Consider the following 14,076-nt stretch of genomic DNA (forward strand, 5'->3'; position numbering starts at 1 on the left):
TGTTTGACGCTCGTAATCGATTACGTTATGATCGGTAAAAGATTACATTTCGAGGTGTCACACTAATAAGTATTTATTGGTAAAATGGTAACGTGTTGCCGTCTTTCTTCGGATGGAGATTGTTTTGGTCGCTAACTTCTTTGTCTTCTGCTGTCTGGATAAAGATATGGAAATTCATTGATAATCATGCTACTTTCATCACAGGGTTCCTTTTGCCAATGGGGTTCTCATTATAGGGTTCAATGGAAAAATAGCAGGAGTGGAAAGTAGCAGGGGGAAGGATAATGGATAAACCGGAATACCTGGCTGATAGCCGATATTCCGGTGGGTTAACCTACTGGGTTGAAATGGCCGAACTGTTTTTTGAATGCGTCTGCTGTTTTCTTTTTCTCTGAAGGATCATAGATGGCGAAAACAATGTGTTTGAATGCATTTTTGAAAGTCTCATTCTTCAACAGATGATGAGCGAACCATGCAGCGACATCTTCTGTATTGTTTCTGAATACACCACAGCCCCAGGCGCCGAGTATCAGTGTGGTTTGGTTGTTCACGACGGCTACTGACAGGAGATTCTCTATTCTGTTGAGCATCACGCTTTCAATCTTTGGAAGGCTTTCCGGTTCGTTGGTCATCAGCGCTCCCCTGTTAACTGCGGGTGATGTGATGATGGATACGAGATAGTGGTTATCTATCAACCGGTCATGATCATCCCTGAACACAGGTACTAACGGCGAGTAGATCATGTGTTCTGTATAGAGCAGGCTTTTGTATGCCCTGTTCGTATCGTACATTTCATGGTGCTGTTTTAATGTAGGATAGAGGCCGCTGGCCCTTGCCAGGCTTTCTTCCTGTGCCTGTGCACCACCGAGGAAACCACCACCGGGGTTTTTAGCAGAGGCGAAATTGAGACAGCATACATTTTCTTCACCTTCCGTTGCTATCAGTCTGCGGGCGGCAGCAAAGGTAGTTTCAGCAGTTACTTCAATGCGGCATTGGCCGGCAGCAACATTTTTAAGTTGGGTGTCTCTCGCAATGAATACATTTTCAAAGTCTTCGGGTTTGTAATGAATCGTGTTCTTTACAGCATTGCTGAGGTCTTTGCTGATATTGACCACTTCACTCCGTTGGTTCTGGTACTGACCGTTTGCCAGAATGTCCAGTGTTTCATAGGCGATTGCCACTCTTGCACTTTTGTTCATAGGGGTATGTTTTCTTTGTGTTATTATGACGCAAAGTGAATGTTTTTTTCGGAAACAGTCAAATTTTTTTTGAAGGACCGGGAATTTGTAATTTCGCTTTCCCCTAAACCTAATACCGCAATATGAGCCGCACATTCGTAATTGGAGATATCCATGGCTGTTATGATGAGTTAATCCGGTTAACCGCCCAAATCGGGCTAAAAGAGGACGATCTGTTGATTTCCGTAGGCGATATCATTGACAGGGGAGGAAAGTCAAAAGAAGTATATCATTATTTCCGGAACAGGCCCAATAGCATCGTGCTTGCGGGCAATCATGAGCGCAAGCATTTGAACGGGGTATTAAGTTATGCCCAGGAGATCGTAAAGCTGCAGTTCGGCGATGAATATCCTGCATTCCTGGAATGGTGTGAGGGTATTCGTTATTATCACGAAACGGCCGAGGCAATTATTGTACATGCTGCTTTTGAGCATGATTGTGCATTGGCGGAACAGCGGGAGGACGTGTTATCCGGATCGACTGCCGGTGATAAGTACCTGGAAAAGAAATATGGATCATCCGCAGAATGGGTAAACAAATACCAGGGCGTGAAGCCTGTTATTTACGGCCATCATGTAACCGGCGATCTTCCTGAAGTGAAGAATAATACATTTGGTATTGATACCGGTGCCTGTCATGGCGGATATCTTACTGCAATAGAACTACCAGGTTTTATCGTACACCAGGTAAAGGCGGAAAAGGATTACTGGAAAGAAGAACAGGCCAGCTGGCAGATCCCGGTACTGCGGGCGAAAGATTGGGAGCATATGCCTTTTGATACGATCAGGAAACAGCTGGATAAACTGGCATACATTGAGGTGCCGGAAGTAAAGGCTTTCCTGGCGGATATTGAAAGCTGGTCGGCCGGACTTTGTGCACTATATCCTGTCATCATAGAAGCACTGGCAGCCTTTGTGGCCCAACTGGTATCCACACACGGTGCAGACTTTTCCAAAGCAGCTAATCAGTATGTCTTCAAGACATATCTCTTTAAGAGTAAGGGAAATAATCTGAAGATAGAAGACCTGGAGAAAAGCCTGAACACGCCGGCAAAAGTGATGGAGCTGGCGAAGGTGTTGGGAGTAGCAGCTATTCCTGTAAGAAATAACTAATCCCGTAACGAAGTTTTTGTTTTTTTATAAAATTGCTCTAATTTCAGTGCACAAGATGTGCTCAGATAACCTTTTTGCTTTAACATAACCAGACCTCGAATTCTAATATCATCAACAAATTCGGACATCACAACATTGCTGTATCACATCATAAGGATTGTTAAGATTGATGTAATGCAGTGCTCATGCTTTGACTGAGAATCGCAACTAATTGTAAAGAAATACATCTTATTGTTTAACACCCGGGCTATGCGTCCGGCGTAATCGCCATACCCTACTGTATTGTAGTCATCCTCAAATGATTTAATAAACCACAATTCATGCAAAACACCACCTTTACCGTTGCGGATTATCTTTTAACCCGACTAAAACAATTAAATGTCACAGAGGTGTTCCAGATACCCGGTGACTATGTTAAACACTTTACCCAGGCGCTGGAGTACTTTGACGGTGTGAATGCCATTGGTTGTATCAACGAACTGGATGCGGGCTATGCAGCCGACGCATATGGCAGGACCAGAGGACTGGCTGCCGTTTCTCTTCAATATGGAGTAAGTACCTTCATTGCACTGAATGCTATCGGAGGTGCTTATGTAGAACGTAGCCCCGTTGTTGTTATCTCTGCAACGCCGGGTGCGGATGCCCGTCAGATCACCAAGATGTATGATGTGTTGTATCATCATTCTACCGGCAACCTGGCGGCTGACCAGGAAGTATATGACCAGGTAACGGTAGCCTGTGAAACGCTCAGTACCTCTGTGGGTGCTGCGGAGAAAATAGATAATCTCCTGATTGCAGCGCTGACACACAAGCGACCTGTGTTCATAGAATGTTACAAAGAAGTATGGGGCGAACCTTGTCCGCCGCCACCCAATACTGTATTGCAACCCATTATCCCCAAAAGTGATCCCCTCGCATTGGAGAATGCCGTTAGCACTGCCTGGACACAGCTTATGCAGGCAAAGAATCCCCTGATCTTTGCTGGTGTGGAAGTGTTACGTCATGGGCTGTCGCCGCTTTTACAGGAGCTCATCGATGCGAGCGGTTTCCTGTATACCACCACCAGTCTTGGTAAAACAGTGCTGGATGAAGGAGGGGATAAGTTCATCGGCACCTATTCCGATCAGGCGTCTATTCAAAGTGTGCTTGACCTGGTATCGGCAGCAGATTGTTTCCTGACCTTAGGTACTATTATCACCGACGACTATCTCTGGTTTATTGAGAACAAGTATGCAGAGATGGTGTTGGCTACAACTGAGGTGATCAGGGTAGGATATTTCATTTATGAGAACGTGACCATGAAGGATTTCATGGAAGCCTTAATAGCCCGTTTTAAGGCTCAGGGAAGCTCTTATCCGCTGTCGGTAAAGGCACCACCACAACCTCCTTATCCGGAGCCCTGGGCGTCTAATTCTGATCCCCGCTGGAATGATCAGCCCCAGGTGATCACCTATAACCGCTTCTTCCAGCAATCCATGAAGTTCCTGAACGATAATAATATGCTGAAAGATATCGTCTGGACTTTCGGTATCAGCTCTGCCATGTATGTGGCCACCAATGCCTATGGTCTGGCGCAGAACAGTTTCCTGGCATCCGCAGCCTGGCAGATCATCGGGTATGAAACAGGGGCAGCATCCGGCGCACAGCTGGGTAGTTGTAAACGCGCATGGACGGTAGCAGGTGATGGTGGTTTTATGATGGTTTGTCAATCCTTGTCTACGCTTGCCCGGAACAAGCTTAACGCCGTGATCTTCGTGATGAGCAATGGCGTATATGCGATAGAGCAGGTGTATGTGAATATGGACGCCTTTGAAGCTGGTCCTCAGCACAAGTTTGATACATTCGACATCCTGCCTAAATGGGATTATCTGGCGTTGGCGCGGGCCTTTGGCGCCGATGGTTATCGCGTTACCACGATAGACGAACTGGTGGATGTGTTGGGGAAACTCAAAAACCTGACTGGCGTCCCTGCATTGGTGGAAGTGGTGATCCCTGAAAAAGATCTTCCGCAGCAGATGCGTCGCCTCGGCCTCGAATAACAACCAGCTATCAATTACACTCTCAACATTAAACCATACATCTATGGCTAAGACTTATTCTATTTTCGGCGCCGGCGCTGCCGGGCTTTATACTGCATGGCGATTGCTCAACAGCATGACGAACAGCGAATCCGGCAAAGCCAAACAACTGCAATCAGGCGATACCCTGGAACTATTCGACTGGGGTCAGTATACTTTCAATAAAGATAATCAGGGTACCCGTGAGGCAGGTGCACGTGTGTGTACGTGGCATTATAAGGATGATCCGAATAAATCATACCTGGAAGTAGGAGGGATGCGTTATTCCTACTGGGATGGCAATAACGATGGCAAAAGTGGGGGTCATCGGCTGGTAACAACTGTTATCGAAAAACTCGGTCTGAAGCCATTGTCAGTACCCTTTAACGAGTCTACCAATCCACTGTTCTATCTGCGTGCAAAGAACATGTACCTGAATGATATTACATCCAGCAATCCTGCACCGTACAATGCGGATCATTATGCAGCTTCAGACTCTCCTGATACGGGATTCAATACGGTAGAGAACCTCGCAGTTACTGCTAATTCAGGTCCGACAACCAGGGCAGAGTGGTGTAACTTTTACCAGAATGGGGTGATCAGGGTGGATTTGCCGGATACTTCTATTTTTAAGAAGGGAGATAGATTAAGCGATATTGGTTACTGGAACCTGATGTTTGATCAACTGGGATCAGAAGGATATAGCTATACGAATGATGGTAATGGTTATACTTCCAACGTGATTAACTGGAACTCGGCCGTAGCTTTCGATGCGAATAATGAGTTTACACCGGGAACAGAGTACCGCACACTGAAAACAGGGTATTCTACCATGTTCAATGCTTTATTTGACGCTATATGGGTGTTGGCGAAAGAACGAGGGGTGAATTTTAATTACCAGCCTAATACACGTCTGCATTCCATTCTGGCAACGGATGATGGTAAGGTACGGTTTACGACAGCCACCCGTTCTGAACCTAATAAGAAGAACGGCACTTTTATCACGGATGCTGCATGGATGGCAATGCCCCGTGCTTCTGTTGAACTGGTGGCGCAGGCCACCCGTTATGAAGATCATGAAGGCACTGATGTACTGAATGACAGTCAGGTACAGTTGTACCTGGAATCAGCTGTGCTGCAGCCTTCCTATAAAGTGGGTATGTTCTTTAAAGAGCCATGGTGGGCAAATAATTACAGCGGAGATAATGCGGCGATTTATCCTGCACAGATCAACGGTTATGAAGTAACACAAGATGTTATCAATAATCTGCAGCAACAAGGATTTCCGCAGGGCTATCTGAATGCGATAGAGGATCCGAAGAATAATATCCTGGAAGAACCTTTTGCCGCTGCCACTGATCTCATCAAGGCAGTGGAGCATGCCATCCAGGCACGGTTGACGGTTCCACAGGAAGAACAATTGCTGGCTGCTGCAGAACGTAATACTATCGGACCAAGTGTTACTGATATGCCTATCCGGCAGGTAGTTTATTTCGGTAACAATGCGTTGGATCAAAGTGGAGAGAAAGTATACGGTTTACTCGCCGCTTATGATGATGAGCAGTTCACTACTTTCTGGCGTGAATTGGAGCTGGGGCCGAATCAGGCACGTACTATACCGACTTTACAGGATACACAGACGCTTGATGGTCCGCGTACAGTGCCAGACATCATGGTAAAAATGCTGCGTAAGCAGCTGGCAGCCGTGCATTTTGGTCCGGCATCAGATTATACTTTTGTTCCTGAGCCATTGGAAGCGAGGTATATGGACTGGTCACTACCGCCGTTTAATGCGGGTTACCACGCCTTTGCAGCGCATTATGATGTTTGTGATGTGCAGCAGAAGATCAGGAAACCTTCACAGCTGATCCCGGGAGCGGATGCGAATATCTTTATAGTAGGAGAGGCGTATTCGAATGATCAGGCCTGGGTGGAAGGCGCGTATTGCACGGCCGAGTCAGTGTTGAACGATTTCTTTGGGGTTGAGCCGTTGATAGATAATACACACTATCCGTTTATTTGCCCTTGTGGTAAGTAAGTTTTGCTTATGAGGAAAAGAGGCCCGTTGCGATGAGTGCAACGGGCTTTCTTATTAGTCTATGTTATGTCCGTTTTATAAGTGATAAATGAATTTATCAGGCACTCTTTTTCTTTATGCTTTTTCTTGTCGTATTCTTTTTTTTTCGTACATTTGTAATGTTGAATTGTTTAACCCATTAAGACCCTAATGACCAATAACCATTTATTTTTTCACCTAAATAATCTCAATAGTTACCTGTAGTGCTTTCGCACCGATATACCCTGTTTTTTTAAATCCTAAATATATACTATGAAGAAGTTCCTTACGAGGAAAGCCATGCTTATGGCCTTATGTGGCATGTTAACCACTTTTGCAGCCTCCGCCCAGGGCTGGGTAGCAGATGCTACCGGACAGCGACTGTACGCTGTAAATGATTCCCTGAAATTTGGTAGTTTGTTTGTTGGCATCGGTACTAATGTTCCTTCTGCTCAGCTGCACACAACCGGTACGGTACGTTTCGCAGGTATTACGCAGAATAACACATTCAATCGCCTGTTGGTACAGGATACCAGTGGCCGTTTATTCTGGAGAGATGCTGCTTCCATCAGCGGTGGATCCGGGTGGTTACTAACCGGTAATGCAGGTACGAACCCCGCGTCGAATTTTCTCGGTACACTGGATACAGCCAGATTGGTATTCAGGACCAACAACACAGAAAAAGCTACCATCCTATCTAATGGTAATGTGGGTATTGGTGTAAGCCAGGCAGCCAAATTGCTGCATGTACACAACAACAACCCGAATGTTGAAGACAACAATGCGTTCCTTTCCGGCCGTGCTCCTTCTCTTTATTTTAGCCTGACTCCAACGCAACCTAGCGCTCCTCCCTTCAACAGTCCTTATGCAAGAATAGGATTGTCAACAAGGTTAGGAACGTTTGTTAACACCAGTCAGGTAGGTGATTTTGTTATTCATGCCATCACGGCAGGTGGAAGTCTGGTATTTGGCGTGGGAGTAGATGCTCAAGGTACCAATGGTGTGGAGCGTGCCCGTTTGAACAGCAATGGTAACTTCGGTATCAATACTGTTAATCCTTCTGCAAAATTGCATGTAAATGGTAACGTGCGTTTCCAGAACCTGCCTTCAGGTACCGGCAAGGTACTGGTTGTAGACGACAGTGGATATGTATATAGAAGCAACACCAGCGCTGCCCGCGCTTCAGAAGCTGCAACTTCAAGTGAGGATGTAGCTGCTCTGCAACAGGAGGTGAATGTTTTAAAACAGACGCTGGCAGAAGTACAGGCACAGTTAGCCGCCATTAAAAGCGGTAGCCTGCAGGTAAATGCAAATGCTTCCGGTGAATCTTTCGTACTTGGTAATGCACCTAATCCATTCAATGGCAGCACTACTATTAAGTATGCTTATCCACGTTCAGCTTCTAAAGCATATCTGACTGTTTCAGACCTGAGTGGTAAACAGGTCAGACGTTACGACCTGAAGGGCAATAGTAGCAACAGCGTTACGCTGACACTGGATGGCGTTAATGCCGGCACTTATATTTATAGCCTGGAAGTAGACGGACGCATCGTAGAAAGCAAGAAAATGGTGTATACAAAATAAGCGTGATGATGGCGGATCCCGCTTAGTAAAAAGCCCGTTGCTTTATGGCAGCGGGCTTTTTTTATTTTACTACTGCTGTTTCCCAGCCGTTATAAATACCATTACATTTCTTTGCTTCTTTTCTTAGTGCAGAGGTGATACTACTGATGGAGGGCAGATCAACCTTGTCTGTTCTGGAGATGCGCAGTTTAAGCAGTTCACTTTTGGTGTCCTTCCCTTTGGTTTCTACTTTGAAGCCTTGTTTTGTTGCGTATGGGATAAAACAATCTATGTCCTTTTCGCTTGTGAAGTTTATCCAATGATTAACGCGTCTTTCTTTCTCCAGTTTATCGCCCTGTTTTTCAAGTGTCATCAGTATTTTCTCATTCTGCATGTATTCCAGGGTTTCTTCGTTTGGATATAAGAACTTCAGGTAGGCATCCCAGTCTTTGTCAGGTTTGATGTTGATATAAGGATCATATGCGCTGAAATGTTTTTGATACAGCTTTGTAAGGTGTTCTCTTATGTTCGTAGTATCCGTGACATAGTAATATTCCAGTCGTTCACATTGGTAGGTGAACGTGCCGGCCATGATATTCTTTACAAGTGTGGTGACGGTTGCGTAGACAGAATCAGAGATGGTGTATAGGTGAGATAATTCGTTTTCTGTTGGCACACCGTTCGCACAGTCTTTAAATTTCACCCCCGTTATAAGAACGAAGGGATAGCCGCTGACAGGGGCTGTTTGTTTAAGTCCTTTATCGAAGATGGTGTTGCCGGCTCCCTGGTCGTATTGGGCCTTATAGGCGTCAAAATTGGCTTTTTGTGCTGTTAGGGAGGTTGGGACAAGGAACGGTAAAGTAAAGAAGAATATGAGGCGGATAGAGCTATTCATGTTATTGGTTTGAGATATGGGAAATATGCTTATCTCCGGGTATACGTGACAATTTCTGGTTTGTTTTGTGTTACCAAAAAGCTTTTTTTTCTGATATTTCGTTGGGTAAATTCCGGAAAATACCTGACAATGGGAATAGCTGATTATGGCTATTCGTGGTATCCTGAGAATGAAACCAAACTTCACTAATAAAAAATCCGCTCTAAAGCGGATTTTTTATTTAGACTAATGTGTCCTGAATAACATCTCAGGCATTCAGTAAGGGGCCTGTAACTACTTCTTATCCGAAATAAACCTTGTTTTGATAGTCTCTTTATCATCTGTAATATCCAGCATCAAAACATATCCTTTCGAATATCCTTCTGAGGTCATCAACTCCTTGAATAAATCAAGGTCAAAGATCGATGGTACAATCAGTTTGTCATCGACTTTCAGGAACTCGTCTGTACTGTCGATCAGGTGTTGATATTTGAATTTTTTCCCCTTTGGATATGCCTCCATTGTGATCGCGTATCGTTTTGCTTCTGCCAACGCTTCTTCCAGCATTACATAAAACTGCAGTTTATTTACTGGCATTCCCAGGTCATGTGCAATCACCTGCATGCCGGCTTTGATGCTGTCGGTCAATGCGGGGCTTTTATAATCGACGATATGTTTCTTTTTTTCCTGCGCGAAGCCATTGATGCACAGGCTCAGGAGCAGGCAGATAGAGAATAGGATTTTAGGCATAGAGGGATGTTTTTGCAAATAAAAGTAGGGTGTAACGGGGATAAAAAAAAGCCCGCTCATTGAGCGGGCTTTTTTCGTTGCCTGACCTGGATTCGAACCAAGACAAACAGAGTCAGAGTCTGTCGTACTACCGTTATACTATCAGGCAATAGTACCAGGGATATATTTCCCCGTTCGGGACGGCAAAATTATATATTTCTCTTCAATTTCCAAAAAAATCTAAAAGAAAAATATAAATACCTGTAAATCAGAAGAGTAGTTCCGCCTCAGCGAAACTACTCTTCTACTGGAAAAAAGGAGATTGATTGTCTTATTTGTAGGTCGCCGCCAGCTCCAGCGCTTTGTAGGCATTCACCACACCACCGGTGCGGCAAAGGTCTGTCATCTGTACTGCTTTAGGCTGACCTTCTTCGAAGATGGTCACCGGGTGCTCTACTTTTACCGCTGATTTCGGGATGATATCTTTTACCTGTACTGCGCTCAGCTTAGGGTAATAAGAACGGATCAGGGCTGCCAGGCCGGTTACCACAGGAGCCGCCATACTGGTGCCATCATGGTAGTCGTAATGAGAACCCGGGGTAGAGGAGTAGATGCCCACGCCCGGCGCAAATACATCCACAGAGAGCTTACCATAATTGGAGAATGGCGCTGCCAGTGTTTCGTCATTGTCAGGACCGGATGCTCCTACTTCTATCCAGGCAGTCGCGGTGTCACCGTTCTGGTAAACACGGCTGGGATAGTTAGGCGTGATGTCTATATTCTCCGCATCATTACCTGCTGCATGTATCAATAATACGTCTTTAGAGATGGCATATTTAACCGCATCGTCCACAACATTCTTGTTAGGGGAGTAAGCCTTACCAAAGCTCATATTGATCACACGGGCGCCGTTATCTGCCGCATAGCGGATAGCATTGGCCACATCCTTATCTCTTTCATCACCATTAGGTACTGCTCTTACTGACATGATCTCTACATTGTTAGCTATACCGTTGATGCCCAGATTGTTGTTTCTGCCAGCGCCAATGATGCCTGCTACGTGTGTACCGTGGTCAGCGTCCGGACCGGTAGCATCGCCAGAGCCGTAATATCTTTCGGTTGGATTGTTATAGTCGTCGCCTACAATAGCACGTGGATCGTAATCCAGGTTCAGCTGGTATTGTACCTGCTCTTTATAGTGAGCTACGGCAGCATCCAGTTCTTTTTCGCGGAAGGTTTTGAAATCGGGAAAGCGCTCCAGTTGCTGGGCCACTACCTGTTTGATCTGTGCTTCTGCCGGGTTCTGCGGCGTATACGCCTGTAACTCAGCAGCTGTCGGATTGTTATTACCCAGTTTGATCAGCATGGTATCCAGCATACCTACAAAACGGCTGATACCGTATAGTGTCTGCTGTGCTTCTGACAGTTTCAACTCATACTTACTTCTGAGCACTTTATATTGGTACAGACCGGCAGTATCTTTAGACGGAACACTGTTCAAACTGCCGAATTGCTTCTGTTGCTGGCGGATGATACGGGTCAGCTCCAGGTTGTCGTAGTCAACATTACCTTTTGCAGAACCGATGAAGTTCCAACCGTTGATATCATCTGTATAATGGTTCTTATCATCATCTTTACCATTACCCCTTTTTTCTTTAGCGTTTACCCAGAGCACACTTTTCAGGTCCTCGTGCGTTGTGTCAATGCCACTGTCGATTACTGCAACGATTACCGGTTTGGATTTCTTATCCTTCAGCAGCTCTGTGTAAGCTTTCTCAACACTGATACCGAATACGGAATCTTTCTGAAGGTCCATGTTCTGCCAGTTCTGTGTCTGTGCCTGTGCAATGTAACCTGAGGCTAATAATGAGGCAATGACTGCCGCCCGCTTGAAAATCTTCATGTGATAAATCATTGAATCAGCTGTAGTCCTGTTCTATATTTGACTAGCTGGGGTTGGTTTAAGATTGAATTGAATGTTTGTTTAATAAAATGCTACGTCCAATCCTGCGTTGCTCTGACCTAATGCTCCAGAAGGAAAGACTGTGGCGCAAGGTAGAAATTTAATAGTATTGGAAATGTTAAAAGTTGCTCAGCGGTAAGGGATTTATTCAATTGGATTAACTAAGTTTTCTTAAAAGCGGATGTTACAGGGTTAATATTTCATTGAATGGCAGGTGATTTTCATCAATATCTTACCAAATGGACTTAAAGTATTTTTCAATAGATACCCTGCTGAAAACTGGATGGCCGTTTATTTGTAAGCTGATAAAAGACCTTACTAAAAGCTGCAATACTACTGTACCCCGTCTGATAAGCAATTTCACTTAATGTCTGATTTGTCTGGAGGATCATTTCAATACCTTTCACAACCCTTAATGTTTTCAGGTATTGTACAAATGACATGTTGAGGATGTTGGTAAAGAGACGGGAGAGCGTACGCGGACTCAGATCAAACTCATGGCTGACACTTTCCAGTGTGAGCTGTTGATCGAAATGCTGGGCAATATATAGCAGTACCGGCCGTAAGCGTTCATGTTGTGTGGTGGGTAATGCCACGGGTAATGCGGTGGTACTGATCTCAGGAAGGATATCCTTGATAGCGCTCAGGAAACTGAAGCCGGGGTCGCCCGGCAATACGTGCCGCTCCCAGCGGGCTGAATAGGCGATCATCTGCTGTAATAATTCATTGACAGGGTAAATCCCCAGGCGACTGTAAAAAGGATGCAGATGATCATTATGACTATAGAAATACAGGTTACGGATAGTGGTGGCCTTGGAATGCCTGATCTGCATATAATGCTGCTGATGTTTGGGAACCCATATATAATGACGGGCAGGAACTACATAAGATCTGTCCGGCATGTTACAATAGGCAATACCTCCTTCCACATAGGTTAGTTGACCCTTTTCATGCGTATGCATAGAAAACCTTCTCTCTACCTTTTCGTGCAAAACATAGACTGACTGTGGATGTACATCTATCTCGCTTAAATAGCCCGCCAGCGGTAGCATATTCGTAAATGGCTTGAATGGACAAATAATTGGCAATTTAGATAAAAGTGTTCATATGCACGCATAGTAACTTTGCATCCAGAATAAAGAATATGTGGATGAATACCAGAAAGGCATGTGTACTGCTGCCTTTTATACTTTTAACATTGTGTGTAACGGCACAACAACCTCAAGACACCACAACACCGTTACATCTATCAATCGGGCAGATTTGGGAACAGGTGGAATTGAACAATAAACGGATAGAAATGTCAAGGCTTCGCGTACAAAGCAGTGAAGAATCTTTGAAAGATGCGAAGGCTGAAAGACTACCGGAAATCAGTGCTGCAGGAGCTTATGCACGTGTGACCAATATGCCTGTATATGAGGACGGTCTTTTGCATACACCACAACAATTTCCTGTCTTACACAACTATTATAAGGTAGGAGGAGAAGCGTACTTTAATGTTTATAACGGAAACAAGACGAACCTGGAGATAAAAAAGGAAGCAACAGAACAGGCTATAGCGTTACAACAACAAAATCTGACCGTATCTGAAGTAAAGTTCGATGCGGCAGTCTGTTACCTGGATCTGGTGCGTAGTTGCCGGTTTAAAGAATTGATCGCAAAGGATATTGCCGAACAGGAAAAGCAACTCGCCCATATCCGGGAATTGCAGAAGAATGGCGTTGTATTGAAAAGTGATGTGCTGAGAGCAGGATTAAAATTATCCCGCCAGCAGATGGGAATGGTGCAGATCGATAATGACATTGCTATTGCCAGTCAGAAGCTGGCCAATATAATAGGCGCAGATGAGCATGTATTGATAGTACCTGATACCTCATTGACAGCATTGGCTGTAGTACCGGGTACATACGAAGATTACCTTAGCGCCGCGGCTGATCATGCATATGAGTATAAAATCTCTGAAGGAGAGACAACACTTAAAGAACTATCACTTAAACAGGTAAAAGCCAATATATCTCCCAGGGTGGGCCTGTTTGCAGAGTATGCCTGGTCTTATCCCCAGATACAGTTCTATCCTTATGCGGCTGCAACGTATGGCTTAGGGATGTATGGTGTGAAAGCCTCTTTCCCTATCTCTTCTTTTTATCATAATAAACATAAAGAGAAGGTGGCGAAGCTGCAATTGAAAAGACAGGAAGTAGCACATCAGGAGGTGGGCGATGAAATAAAGGAACAGGTGAATGAAGCCTTCCTGCGATATAAGGAGGCGTTGACGCGGATAGATGTGGCAAAGACGAATATGAAACAGGCTGCGGAAAACCTCAGGATAGTGAATAACACTTATTTCAATCAACTCTCTCTGGTGACCGATCTGCTGGATGCAGATACCCAAATGTTACAAACACGTTTTGACCTGGTGTCGGCTAATATAGCTGCCCGTGTCAGATATTACCAGTTACAAAAAGTTATAGGCAATTTATAAAT

General features: G+C 44.8%; 10 protein-coding genes and 1 tRNA gene. 5 read left to right on the plus strand and 6 right to left on the minus strand.

Annotated elements, in window-relative coordinates; genetic code table 11:
* Positions 1-329: 329 nt before the first annotated feature.
* A complete protein-coding gene (locus CLV42_RS16240; RefSeq protein ID WP_106602975.1) occupies positions 330-1,199 on the minus strand; it encodes a TIGR02452 family protein in 870 nt (289 codons plus the stop codon).
* A gap of 122 nt (positions 1,200-1,321) precedes the next feature.
* Between CLV42_RS16240 and CLV42_RS16245 the strand changes: the two genes are divergently transcribed.
* The 4 genes from CLV42_RS16245 (at position 1,322) to CLV42_RS16260 (ending at position 8,047) form a co-directional block, all read left to right on the plus strand.
* A complete protein-coding gene (locus CLV42_RS16245; RefSeq protein ID WP_106602976.1) occupies positions 1,322-2,350 on the plus strand; it encodes a metallophosphoesterase in 1,029 nt (342 codons plus the stop codon).
* A gap of 320 nt (positions 2,351-2,670) precedes the next feature.
* Complete coding sequence (locus CLV42_RS16250) at positions 2,671-4,389, plus strand: alpha-keto acid decarboxylase family protein (protein ID WP_106602977.1); 1,719 nt, start codon at positions 2,671-2,673, stop codon at positions 4,387-4,389.
* A 43-nt stretch (positions 4,390-4,432) separates the two neighbouring features.
* Positions 4,433-6,445 (plus strand): flavin monoamine oxidase family protein, encoded by a 2,013-nt coding sequence (locus CLV42_RS16255; RefSeq protein ID WP_106602978.1) that lies wholly within the window; start codon positions 4,433-4,435, stop codon positions 6,443-6,445.
* Between the two features lie 291 nt (positions 6,446-6,736).
* Complete coding sequence (locus CLV42_RS16260; RefSeq protein WP_106602979.1) at positions 6,737-8,047, plus strand: T9SS type A sorting domain-containing protein; 1,311 nt, start codon at positions 6,737-6,739, stop codon at positions 8,045-8,047.
* A gap of 61 nt (positions 8,048-8,108) precedes the next feature.
* Here the strand turns inward: CLV42_RS16260 and CLV42_RS16265 are convergent, their stop codons facing one another.
* The 5 genes from CLV42_RS16265 to CLV42_RS16285 all read right to left on the minus strand — a co-directional run bounded on the left by CLV42_RS16265 (position 8,109) and on the right by CLV42_RS16285 (position 12,644).
* Positions 8,109-8,921 carry a DUF695 domain-containing protein gene (locus CLV42_RS16265; RefSeq protein WP_106602980.1) on the minus strand — a complete coding sequence of 271 codons (813 nt, stop codon included), beginning with the start codon at positions 8,919-8,921 and terminating at the stop codon, positions 8,109-8,111.
* Between the two features lie 273 nt (positions 8,922-9,194).
* Positions 9,195-9,650 carry a hypothetical protein gene (locus CLV42_RS16270; RefSeq protein WP_106602981.1) on the minus strand — a complete coding sequence of 152 codons (456 nt, stop codon included), beginning with the start codon at positions 9,648-9,650 and terminating at the stop codon, positions 9,195-9,197.
* A 77-nt stretch (positions 9,651-9,727) separates the two neighbouring features.
* A tRNA-Gln gene (locus CLV42_RS16275) sits at positions 9,728-9,798 on the minus strand.
* A gap of 162 nt (positions 9,799-9,960) precedes the next feature.
* Complete coding sequence (locus tag CLV42_RS16280) at positions 9,961-11,532, minus strand: S8 family peptidase (RefSeq protein WP_106603249.1); 1,572 nt, start codon at positions 11,530-11,532, stop codon at positions 9,961-9,963.
* A gap of 317 nt (positions 11,533-11,849) precedes the next feature.
* Complete coding sequence (locus tag CLV42_RS16285) at positions 11,850-12,644, minus strand: AraC family transcriptional regulator (RefSeq protein ID WP_106602982.1); 795 nt, start codon at positions 12,642-12,644, stop codon at positions 11,850-11,852.
* Between the two features lie 98 nt (positions 12,645-12,742).
* Here CLV42_RS16285 and CLV42_RS16290 point away from each other — a divergent pair, with 98 nt between their 5' ends.
* On the plus strand, positions 12,743-14,074 hold the full coding sequence (locus CLV42_RS16290; RefSeq protein WP_262509999.1) for a TolC family protein: 1,332 nt from the start codon (positions 12,743-12,745) through the stop codon (positions 14,072-14,074).
* Positions 14,075-14,076 lie beyond the last annotated feature (2 nt).

The sequence above is a fragment of the Chitinophaga ginsengisoli genome, from assembly GCF_003014595.1.
In the GTDB taxonomy this organism is placed as follows: Bacteria; Bacteroidota; Bacteroidia; order Chitinophagales; family Chitinophagaceae; genus Chitinophaga; species Chitinophaga ginsengisoli.

Bases quoted from the DNA above. Each gene is read 5' to 3' on its own strand.
- CLV42_RS16240 (WP_106602975.1), bottom strand. From the start codon at position 1,199: ATGAACAAAAGTGCAAGAGTGGCAATCGCCTATGAAACACTGGACATT.
- CLV42_RS16245 (WP_106602976.1), top strand. From the start codon at position 1,322: ATGAGCCGCACATTCGTAATTGGAGATATCCATGGCTGTTATGATGAG.
- CLV42_RS16250 (WP_106602977.1), top strand. From the start codon at position 2,671: ATGCAAAACACCACCTTTACCGTTGCGGATTATCTTTTAACCCGACTA.
- CLV42_RS16255 (WP_106602978.1), top strand. From the start codon at position 4,433: ATGGCTAAGACTTATTCTATTTTCGGCGCCGGCGCTGCCGGGCTTTAT.
- CLV42_RS16260 (WP_106602979.1), top strand. From the start codon at position 6,737: ATGAAGAAGTTCCTTACGAGGAAAGCCATGCTTATGGCCTTATGTGGC.
- CLV42_RS16265 (WP_106602980.1), bottom strand. From the start codon at position 8,921: ATGAATAGCTCTATCCGCCTCATATTCTTCTTTACTTTACCGTTCCTT.
- CLV42_RS16270 (WP_106602981.1), bottom strand. From the start codon at position 9,650: ATGCCTAAAATCCTATTCTCTATCTGCCTGCTCCTGAGCCTGTGCATC.
- CLV42_RS16280 (WP_106603249.1), bottom strand. From the start codon at position 11,532: ATGAAGATTTTCAAGCGGGCGGCAGTCATTGCCTCATTATTAGCCTCA.
- CLV42_RS16285 (WP_106602982.1), bottom strand. From the start codon at position 12,644: ATGCTACCGCTGGCGGGCTATTTAAGCGAGATAGATGTACATCCACAG.
- CLV42_RS16290 (WP_262509999.1), top strand. From the start codon at position 12,743: ATGAATACCAGAAAGGCATGTGTACTGCTGCCTTTTATACTTTTAACA.